Below are 9,863 nucleotides of genomic sequence, written 5' to 3'. Positions count from 1 at the left end.
AGTAGATGAATACTGCGACCTATTCCAGCTTGTAGTGCATTAAGCTTCTGGCGCGCATCGTCCGTTAACTCTGTCTGCTGAAGACGTTGTGCCTGTAACGACAGTGCAGTTATGGGCGATCTTAATTCATGAGCAGCATCGGCAATAAAGCGCTTTTGGCTAGCAATAACCTGGCTATTTTTGCTGAGTAAACGATTAATTGCCTCAACAAAGGGCACTATTTCACTCGGTAATTGAGTGGTGGGAATTAGCTGTAGGTCGTGCTCAGTTTGACGGTCAACTTCGTGGGCTAAAATACTAATCGGGCCAAGAATTTTGCCTAAAATATACCCCAGTAATAACAGTAAAATTGGAATTAATACTAACAATGGCATCAGAGTGTGCAGCGCGGTTTCAAACGCAATATCGTCACGAATAGCAGTATCTTGGGCGATGGCGATACGTTGAGTGGATGACAAGGTGCGTACAAACACTCGCCAAGATTGGGTGGCTAAATTAACCGTATGAAATCCATCGGTTAAATTGTTCGGCAAGGCTAGGGTATTTTGGGCTAAGGCATTGCTTGCTGAGTTACTACCCAATAACTGCACTGAAACCTGAAACTCCAACTGATCTTGGCTTAACGGGGTGAGTGTTCCGTCGTTTAGCGTAAGCGAGTAATGGTCAAACAGCACGGCCATTTGTTGCAATACATCATCTTGGAGCTCATGGGCTTCTTCAAAGGCACTGCTAAAGGTAAAGCTGGCTGCTATTATCGCAACAGACAAAATGGCTGCTGAAATCCAATAAGATAAGCGTGTTTTTAACGAATTACTGGGGCGTTTTTTGACACCATCCATCCTACACCTCTGACATTTTTAATGGTTTCTGTACCCAATTTTTTACGCAAACAATGAATTAAAAACTCTACAGCATTACTTTCTACCTCTTCACCCCAGCCATAAATTCGTTCTTCTAAATCACTTTTTGAATGAATCGAACCGGGTCGAATAAGCAATGTTTGCAGTAAGGCGAACTCGCGGTTAGACAGTAAAATATTATCTTGAGTGAGGGTTTTGGCTTCATGTGTGGCTGGATTTAGCCAAACAATATTATTGGTTAATTCTGATGTATGTTGGTTGGCATTGCGCCTTGTTACTGCACGAATGCGTGCCAGTAGTTCAGTTATATCGAAGGGCTTAACGAGATAATCATCGGCACCTAAATCGAGCCCTTTGACTCGGTCTTCTAGGCTGTCTCTGGCGGTAATAATGATCACCGCCAGTGCGGGATGCTGAGCTCGAATATATTGCATTACTTGCAAACCATCCAGTTTCGGTAAGCCAAGGTCGAGCAACACCACATCATATTGCTGGCAACGTAAACTGTGTAAGGCCGCTTCGCCGTCGCATATCCAATCGACCGCATAGGCGACATCTTTTAAGGCGCTTTGCATGGCATCGCCAATCATTTTATCGTCTTCTACTAATAAAATACGCATAGCACCTCAATCGGACATAATGACACAAAATGAAAAGTCTTGATTAATGATGTGTTGTCGCGGCTTGCTGCTTAAATAGCATTAAACACAACACCATACCAAAGAGTAATGCGGCCGACGCACTAAAGCGACTAAATTCTAATCCACCATGGCTAATGGGTTTATCTAAAAAGTCACCCACCACGGCACCTAAAGGTCTGGTTAAAATAAAGCTTAGCCAAAATAACAGAGTGCGAGATATAGAGCTCCAAAGATAGGCAGCTAATAACACTAATAACAGGCTACCAAAGATTAACGCACTGACATCATAACCAAGGCCTGCACTGTCTACTGTCCAGTCGCCTAGCGCTGTACCTAAGGTTTGTGACAGTAAAATCGTCACCCAATAAAAACATTCGGTTTTGGTATTGTTTATCGACTGATTAGACAGGCTACCTGCGCTGACGTACCAAATTGAAAATGACATACACAACAAGCTCACTAGTAGCAATGTGCCGCCGGTATAGCCAATGCCTAAAGAGCGGTCGGCAAAGTCAGCCATCGTTGTGCCAGCCGTCGTTGTAGCGATAATGGTGGCCCAATAAATACTCGAAGAATAATGTTTACTGCGAATTTGTATTGCTACCGCTATCGCGAATAAACCGATAAAAATAACAGAGCTAACTAAATAGCCGAGGTTAAGCGACATCGATAAAGCATCTCCTGCCGTTTCGCCTAAGGTGGTGGCCAGTATTTTTACCAACCAAAATATTAAGGTGACTTGCGGCACTTTAGTCAGCGCCTGCTTTTGTAGTGTGTCCATATCGATACTCACTTATATTGATAGATTATTGGCTTTTTTGCTGTTTGGCGCGAACTGATAGGTATGCCACAAGTGCAATAATAATCGCTAAAAACACAATGCTGGTGCTGGTGGTACCAAACCCTAGGCCGCCTTTACGAATGGGTTGTGACAGTAAGTCGCCGATAGATGCACCCAGTGGACGAGTTAATATATAAGCCAGCCAAAAGCACAATACGGCATTCGCCTTGAAGCGATAAAAGGCTAGGCCTATAAGCGTAATTAACCCACCAAATACGATTGCCGATATGCCATAACCTACATTCATATCTTCCGACACCCAATCGCCCACAGCAGTACCAAGTGCGAAGGTAAATAGAATGGCCAACCAATAAAATAGCTCACGTTTAAGAGTGACAATGGAGTGGATGGATAAGGTACGTTCTTTACTGAACCAGTATGCAAATGTTGCCGCTAATAATGCGCTAAACACCGCTGTCGATACCGGTAGAGGCACATCGAGTTTGTCAGTGAGAATGTCGGTGACTAAGGTGCCAAAAATACTGATAAGCACCACAACACTCCAATATGCACCTGGGCGATATTGGCTTTGTTTAAGCTGCACCCATAAGGCGAAAAGTAAAAATACTCCCATGATGATGCTGGTATTAATCATGCCTACGTGAAGATGGAAGCTAAGATAATCTGCTGCGGTTTCACCTACGGTAGTTGACATCATTTTTATGACCCAAAAAGTCAATGTTATTTCGGGCACTTTATTGAGCCAACCGTGTTGCGGTGCATTGCTGCTATTTGGGGTATTGCTGGTTACTGGTGTTATGACTATTGGTTTCATGTGGACTCCTGATCCAGTAGTGAAACATGCTGTAGTCATATAGTGCCGAGCAATACTTAGCCCAAACATAGGGCTAAGTATTAAGTGACTTTTTATTTATTTTGTAGAGTTAATCCCCAGTGCAATTCTGCCAATGCCTTCAGAAAGGTGATGCTGGAAAACCGCAATCGTTTTGTAGATTATTTTAGTTCATCCAACTCTATATACACTCTTGAAACTGTAGTCATTGGGCTAGTGGTTTTTAGCTTTGTGCTTGAAGTCGTTAAAGAAGTGTTTTTAGGTGCAGTATCAGGTAATGCTGCACGCAGTTGGGCTTCATCGTTAAATAACTTTGCCGCATCAATAGGAATTACAATTTCTGCGGGTAAGTTATTGCCGACATTATCGAGGCGTACAATGTGATCGGCATCAGGTCGAGTCGTTAGGCGTTTAACGAGAAACTGTACCTTATCGTCAGGGGTATTATTAACCTTAAGATAAGTATTGTTGTTGGCTTTTTGTAGCTCAAACTGGGTATCTAATTCATTGAATACTAACACCCTCGCCACGGTTAGCCCTTGGTTCTTCCATTGTGTTTCACCGCCGCGTTCAAAATGGCCTTTAACAATATCAACGCTTAAATGATTGATATGGTTTGGGTGAGCGGGAGATAACATTGATAGGTCAAATTGTTGCGGCACTATGGTCCAAATCGGATATCCACTAGCTGCCGATAACGTTAAGCCATTGATTACTGCAGTGTTAATTTGAGGGTCATCAAAGGATAGCCGTAACACAACTTGGGCATTATGTGGAGTGTGAAACATCGGTAAATGCGAGGCAAATAAACCATATTCACTACCAAACAACAGCATGCCGTGCAGTCCAACCCGAACTTGTGGCGTTACAGGGCTATTCGATGAGGTATCAATTTGTGTCGCATTGGCGGTGAGCGGCAGTAGTATCAAGATGGCCAGTAAACCCCGATACAAATCATGGTAAAAGCGACGCATAAATAATGGCGTAACCAGTGTGGTGTTATAGCTATTTAGTAACATATTTAGCGGCTCTTCTGTGTAGATGGCAGATGGGGCCGTCCCCGATGTGAATACCTGTCGATGAAATGTGGTGCATGTCAGGCTGAGGTCGTCCTCAATGGGTTAATCATATCGATTAAATAAATATTTAACCAGTTGTTATGCAGAGCCACTCACAATATGGATTCAGTTCCAAAAGTAAACCTATGCAGTAATTTTATTGAAAGTCCTACCTACAATTGATTAGTCGATATTCGTTGTTATTTTCACCAAACATTAACAATAGTTCCCGTTTTGGAATTGATTCCATCGCTATGATGAAGCGTCAATAATATAAAAAGGGGTGATAACCTATGAGCAATATAGATCTATTAGGGCGCCGTAAGTTTATTGCAGGTCTAGGTATTGCTGCTGGTGCAGCGATGGTAGCACCAGCAATGGCTGTGTCTGAAAAGGCGGATGGTGTTAAATGGGACAAAGAAGTTGAAATCGTCATTATTGGTTCTGGTTTTGCGGGTTTAGCTGCCGCAATCGAAGCCACTAAACATGGTGCAAAAGACGTTCATATATTTGAAAAAATGTCCTATTTTGGTGGTAACTCGGCTATTAATGGTGGGCTTTTTGCCGCACCAGGCACGCCGATGCAAAAGAAAGAAGGTGTTGAAGACTCGGTAGACCGAATGGTTAATGACCAATTATTGTCTGGCCGTGGCATTGCCGATGAAGGGTTATTACGCCATGTCGCATCTCATGCGGTTGAAGCGTTACAAATGACCTTAGATGCGGGTTCTGAATACCATCCTTACTTACAACAACTAGGCGGTCACTCGGTTGCACGTACTTACCAAACCTCAGTAAGTTGTGGTGCTGGTATCACCCAACCATTGTACAAAGAGTGTAAACGTATTGGTGTAAACACCCACAATCGTTCAAAATTTGAAGGATTCCTCGTCGGTAATAAAGGCGAAGTTGTTGGTGTTAAAATGCGTCAAAACTATCACTTTGGCGAAGACCAGCCTGGTAAAGTACTCAATATTCGCGCCAAACGTGGTGTGATTATGGCTACCGGTGGCTTTGCGCAAAACGTTGATTTACGTATGGCGCAAGATCCAACCTTAACTGCAGACGTTGGTTGTACCAACGCACCAGGTGCAACAGGCGAGGGCATGTATGAAATGTTCCGTTTAGGGGCTATTCCTGTGCATTTAGCTCACATTCAATCAGGTCCTTGGGCTTCACCTGATGAAGGTGGCTTTGGTTATGTGTCTAACTATTCAATTTTCAACTTACCTCATTCAATTGCCGTTAGCCGTACAACTGGTCAGCGTTTTATGAATGAAATTGCCGATCGTAAAACACGTGCTGATGCTGAATTAAGTAACCGTGATGAAAAAGGTAATCCTGTACCACCACTGTTGATTTCAAGCTTTAAAGACTCTAAAGCACATCCAAATACCGAAAAAGTGATTAAGTACAATGTCGGTTGGAAGTTTGAAAGCCTTGAAGAGTTGGCAACACACTTTGGTGTGCCTCTAGCTGGGTTAAAAGCACAAATCGCTGAATACAACGGCTATGTAAGCACTGGCGAAGATAAGCAGTTTGGCAAAGATATGACGTTGGCGAAAAACAAAATGATCGAAGCGCCATTTACTGTCGTTCGTTTGTGGCCAAAAGTGCATTACTGCCAAGGTGGTGTAAAAGTTAATACCAAAGCCGAAGTAACAGATAGCTTTACTGGTAAGTCTATTACTGGTCTTTATGCCGCGGGTGAAGTGTGTGGTGGTATTCATGGCGTTAGCCGTTTAGGCAGTTGTTCTATTCCAGAATGTATGGTGATGGGCATGACTGCTGCTAGAAGTCTCATGAACGTTTAACCAGACCAGTGAACAAGAGGAATCATTAATGAAAAACTTTAATATTATACTTGGGCTGGTACTACTTGGATTAACCAGCTTATCAGTACAGTCAGCAGAGATCCGTGACTACCATAAAGAGGTTATCGGTAAAGACTGTAAAACGTGTCATGACAATGGCATCAAGCAGTTTCCATCTGACCAATCCTGTTTGCAGTGTCATGATGTTGATGACTTAGCAAAGAAAACCGCCAGAAGTGAAGAAGACAAGTGGCAAAACCCACACAATAACCTTCACTATGGTAAAGAGGTACCTTGCCAAGAGTGTCATAGCGAACATAAAACCAAACAACCATTATGCAGTAACTGTCATACGTTTAAGTTTGATAAGCATAAAGGGTAAACTAATTTAAATTGATATTCGTTTTAAAAGCCGCATATTAATGTATTAATATGCGGCTTTTATATTATAGGTGATTATTTTTTAATTATTTATTACTTATTTTTAATTTAGGCTTTAACTTATTAGATGTTAAGTTATTAGGTTTTTAATTATTAGAAGTTTAAGGTTGAGCGCCTAAGGTTTTTATAATCACTTTTTAGATGTTAATTATATTTTTGTTGTTTATATTTGTTGTAAGTATGTTGAATGTAATTTTTTGGAATTAATTCCAAGGGTAATATCCATCCGTCTTAAATAATAAAGAAAGATGGATGATATGAAATATAATACCTTGTTCGTTATGATGTTGTTATCTAGTTCTGCTATGGCGAGTGAAATACCTAGTTTTTTAGATAAGAACGATGTTGATAATGCTGAGTTCACTTGTTTAGGAGCTGAATCTCAGTACGATAAAAATGATCAAAAATATGTCGATATTTTATGGAATGAAACACTGCAATATTTACAATCTTACGCGGTAGCATTAACCAATAGTGAAAATGGTCCATGTTTAAATTCAGACCAAGCAATGTACGATTCTACCGAAGGTGGTAAGAATATGTGCATCATGGATCGCAGAGACATGAAGCTATTAGTTAAAAACATTTATCAAGTTATTAATAATCCAGATAAAGCGAAAAAGTGTTTTGGTGCGCGCCAAGACGTCGATTGGATTTACAGCCCTGGTGGTCAATTAGCCGAAAACTCCCCCGTAGCTAAATGGCTTAAACGTGCAACATTCGATTCCTTTTTTGACACAAAAGTCACTAATAAAGACGTGCGTAAACTCGGCAAAGAGTTTACTAAAAACTTTACTAAAATGGTGACGGGCGATGAAGTGAAAATGCCCTCAGCTTTCCCAACAGATATTAGTGCCAATGCATTACCTAATTTATGGGCTGCAGCAGGTTGGTACCCAATGTATGCTGAAGAAAGTAAACGCAATGATAAAAACTTCAACAACATTCGTGGTGGTTATGCCTATGCCGAAATTTTTGGTCACTGGGGGCTATTACGCATAGACGAAATTAATGGCGAAAAGGTTGGTGCAGAAGTCGGTATGACAGTGCAATCAGTCGATACCTTATACCCATATCATAACCATGCAATATCTGAAATTTATTACAACATGCGCGTACCTGCGTGTGCGAATGAGTTTAAGAGTTTTGCCGTGCGTGAAGATTCACCGTTAATTAACACCGTTAAAGAAGACGACAAAGTTAGACAAGTTCAATTTGATGCAGGTCAACACAATGGGCAGACCATGTGGCTGTCGAGCAGTGCTGATATCGATCCGCTAATGTATTTCCATCAAAATACTATCCATGCCTTTGAAGTCGATGGCAGCTGCGAAGCTAAGCCAGAAGAGCGCGCTATCGTGTCTGTTTGGGCAAGAAGCAATGCAAACGACAAGCGCAATGATTATGGCACCACGCTACTTTGTGAATCAGCTAATAACCCCGGTACACCTGCTCATAAAGATGAAGTTATTCAATGTGACTTAACAAAAATCAAATGGTAACGGCCAAGTTATTAATTATCGAATTGGGAAATACAATAAAATGAAATTATTAAAGTTATCTTTATTATCTACTTTAGTATCGCTATGCATGGTTTCTTTTTACTCTACAGCACAAGATGTTGAAGATGGAATTAACGTGTCTGGTACCTTAAGAGCTAATTATTCATATAAGCAATATAGTGATAGTTCTAAAGATAAATCAGGTGATTTAACCTTTGAGATGGCATCCGTTAAATTCAACGGTAAATTAGATAACTGGGGGTTATCATCTGAATATCGTTTTTATGATGGATGGGAAGCACTACGTTATGGTTATGCCTTTTATGATTACTCAGAACAATTGCAAATTCAATTTGGTATAAATCAAGTACCATTTGGTAACCCGGGTTTTATTTCAAATAGTTTTTGGTTTGGCGTACCGTATTATTTAGGTTTTGAAGATGATTATGATGCAGGTATTAAAACGGTTTATTCAAATAATGGTTGGGGAACTGAGTTTGCGTTTTATAAAGGCGCTGAATATGGTGCCAGTCGTAATGAACGATATTCAACAGACTTATATTCTGGCCAAGTCAACGGCACTGACTATTACAATGAAGAAACTAACCAATTAAATTTACGCCAAACCTATGCGATGGAGTATGAAGGCGGTAAAACCGTGGTGGGTGCTTCGGTCGAGGTAGGGCAAATTTATAATAGTAATACTGGCAATAATGGTGACCGATATGCCGTCGCGTTACATCTCGACAGCAGTTATAAAGGTTGGGCGCTGCAGTTACAGGCAATGCAATATGAGTACAATGCTGCTGATGCGTTAGACGATAACAAGCTTGCGGTATCGGCTTACTATTGGCAGTACGAAATTGCTTCTAAAGCGCAAGCTTATAGCATAAACATTGCTAAAACGATCACTACCAGTTGGGGCAGTGCAAAGATCTATAATGACTTCGGCGTGGTAACCCCCGATGTTGACAATGAAGACTATGACAACAGCTATCAAAATGTCACAGGTGTTGCCCTGTCTTCCGGTCCAACGTACACCATGATTGATTTTATTATGGGTAAAAATATGTATGCCTCTACGCGTGATAATGGCCATGTTGGTTTACCTGAAATCGGCGACAGCTGGGATCATCGTATTAATATCAATTTTGGTTACTATTTCTAATCGCTGGTTTTCATCGATAGTTTTAATCGTTAGATAGTTACGTTTCACTTTTATCTCCTTTTAAATGCCAATCATTGATTGGCATTTTTTTATTTCCACTTGGAGTAATCGCTGACTTTCATAACACCTGTAACAACAAAATGGTTAATAAAGCTGCTGATAAAACACATCTTATGCCTTTGCGTAGCGTTAATTGATCCACGTCTACATTCGTAAAATCTCAACAGAGTACTATCACGATCTCTAAAGCAGTAATCCCTGCTATTTCATTCAAGACATTTAGGTTTTAAATAGAGTTAACATTATGATGATTTTAGAAATAATTATTGTGCTCGGGGCAATTTATATCGGCGCAAGAATGGGCAGCATCGGGATAGGTTTTGCTGGAGGTGTAGGGGTATTAATTCTTACCGTTGGATTAGGGTTAACACCAGGTGCTATTCCCATCGATGTGATGCTGATTATTATGTCGGTGATTACCGCCATAGCCGCGATGCAAGAAGCGGGTGGCATGGACTATTTGGTGTCTATTGCAGAAAAATTGCTGCGTAAGCATCCTAAGCATATTACGTTTTTAGCACCTATCGTAACGTATTTTATGACTTTATTTGCAGGTACTGGTCATACAGCATTTTCGACGCTGCCTGTGATTGCTGAAGTGGCTAAAGAGCAAGGTATTCGTCCATCTCGGCCTCTATCTATCGCAGTTGTCGCCTCACAAGTTGCCATTACAGCATCACCCATT

10 protein-coding genes are annotated in these 9,863 nt (G+C 41.0%); 5 read left to right on the top strand and 5 right to left on the bottom strand.

Annotation, left to right across the window (positions count from 1 at the left end):
* From CXF78_RS02475 to CXF78_RS02455, 5 genes are all read right to left on the bottom strand, one after another.
* Window positions 1–839 (bottom strand): histidine kinase dimerization/phospho-acceptor domain-containing protein (locus CXF78_RS02475; RefSeq protein ID WP_308302236.1); only part of this gene is annotated, 839 nt, incomplete at its 3' end.
* Window positions 803–1,480 (bottom strand): response regulator transcription factor, encoded by a 678-nt coding sequence (locus CXF78_RS02470; protein ID WP_102035867.1) that lies wholly within the window; start codon window positions 1,478–1,480, stop codon window positions 803–805. The genes CXF78_RS02470 and CXF78_RS02475, both read right to left, overlap by 37 nt.
* A 43-nt stretch (window positions 1,481–1,523) precedes the next feature.
* On the bottom strand, window positions 1,524–2,282 hold the full coding sequence (locus CXF78_RS02465; RefSeq protein ID WP_011639309.1) for a COG4705 family protein: 759 nt from the start codon (window positions 2,280–2,282) through the stop codon (window positions 1,524–1,526).
* 25 nt (window positions 2,283–2,307) lie between these two features.
* A complete protein-coding gene (locus CXF78_RS02460) occupies window positions 2,308–3,117 on the bottom strand; it encodes a COG4705 family protein (RefSeq protein WP_011639308.1) in 810 nt (269 codons plus the stop codon).
* Window positions 3,118–3,296: 179 nt separating this feature from the next.
* Complete coding sequence (locus CXF78_RS02455; RefSeq protein ID WP_102035866.1) at window positions 3,297–4,154, bottom strand: hypothetical protein; 858 nt, start codon at window positions 4,152–4,154, stop codon at window positions 3,297–3,299.
* 332 nt (window positions 4,155–4,486) lie between these two features.
* On the opposite strand from CXF78_RS02455, the gene CXF78_RS02450 reads away from it, so the two are divergent.
* From CXF78_RS02450 to CXF78_RS02430, 5 genes are all read left to right on the top strand, one after another.
* On the top strand, window positions 4,487–6,007 hold the full coding sequence (locus tag CXF78_RS02450) for an acrylate reductase flavoprotein subunit ArdA (protein ID WP_102035865.1): 1,521 nt from the start codon (window positions 4,487–4,489) through the stop codon (window positions 6,005–6,007).
* A gap of 28 nt (window positions 6,008–6,035) precedes the next feature.
* On the top strand, window positions 6,036–6,389 hold the full coding sequence (locus tag CXF78_RS02445) for an acrylate reductase cytochrome subunit ArdB (RefSeq protein ID WP_059746965.1): 354 nt from the start codon (window positions 6,036–6,038) through the stop codon (window positions 6,387–6,389).
* Between the two features lie 316 nt (window positions 6,390–6,705).
* A complete protein-coding gene (locus tag CXF78_RS02440; RefSeq protein WP_102035864.1) occupies window positions 6,706–7,950 on the top strand; it encodes a dimethylsulfoniopropionate lyase DddY in 1,245 nt (414 codons plus the stop codon).
* Between the two features lie 40 nt (window positions 7,951–7,990).
* Complete coding sequence (locus CXF78_RS02435; RefSeq protein ID WP_102035863.1) at window positions 7,991–9,118, top strand: hypothetical protein; 1,128 nt, start codon at window positions 7,991–7,993, stop codon at window positions 9,116–9,118.
* A 304-nt stretch (window positions 9,119–9,422) separates the two neighbouring features.
* A partial coding sequence (locus tag CXF78_RS02430; protein WP_308302235.1) for an anaerobic C4-dicarboxylate transporter family protein occupies window positions 9,423–9,863 on the top strand: 441 nt, incomplete at its 3' end.

The organism is Shewanella sp. 11B5, from assembly GCF_002836795.1.
GTDB lineage: Bacteria > Pseudomonadota > Gammaproteobacteria > Enterobacterales > Shewanellaceae > Shewanella > Shewanella frigidimarina.
Note: the sequence above shows the minus strand (reverse complement) of the source record. Positions and strands in the feature narration are given on the sequence as shown.

What these genes read in the sequence shown, in the direction of transcription:
- CXF78_RS02470 (WP_102035867.1), bottom strand. Translation starts at nt 1,480, where the DNA reads ATGCGTATTTTATTAGTAGAAGACGATAAAATGATTGGCGATGCCATG.
- CXF78_RS02465 (WP_011639309.1), bottom strand. Translation starts at nt 2,282, where the DNA reads ATGGACACACTACAAAAGCAGGCGCTGACTAAAGTGCCGCAAGTCACC.
- CXF78_RS02460 (WP_011639308.1), bottom strand. Translation starts at nt 3,117, where the DNA reads ATGAAACCAATAGTCATAACACCAGTAACCAGCAATACCCCAAATAGC.
- CXF78_RS02455 (WP_102035866.1), bottom strand. Translation starts at nt 4,154, where the DNA reads ATGTTACTAAATAGCTATAACACCACACTGGTTACGCCATTATTTATG.
- CXF78_RS02450 (WP_102035865.1), top strand. Translation starts at nt 4,487, where the DNA reads ATGAGCAATATAGATCTATTAGGGCGCCGTAAGTTTATTGCAGGTCTA.
- CXF78_RS02445 (WP_059746965.1), top strand. Translation starts at nt 6,036, where the DNA reads ATGAAAAACTTTAATATTATACTTGGGCTGGTACTACTTGGATTAACC.
- CXF78_RS02440 (WP_102035864.1), top strand. Translation starts at nt 6,706, where the DNA reads ATGAAATATAATACCTTGTTCGTTATGATGTTGTTATCTAGTTCTGCT.
- CXF78_RS02435 (WP_102035863.1), top strand. Translation starts at nt 7,991, where the DNA reads ATGAAATTATTAAAGTTATCTTTATTATCTACTTTAGTATCGCTATGC.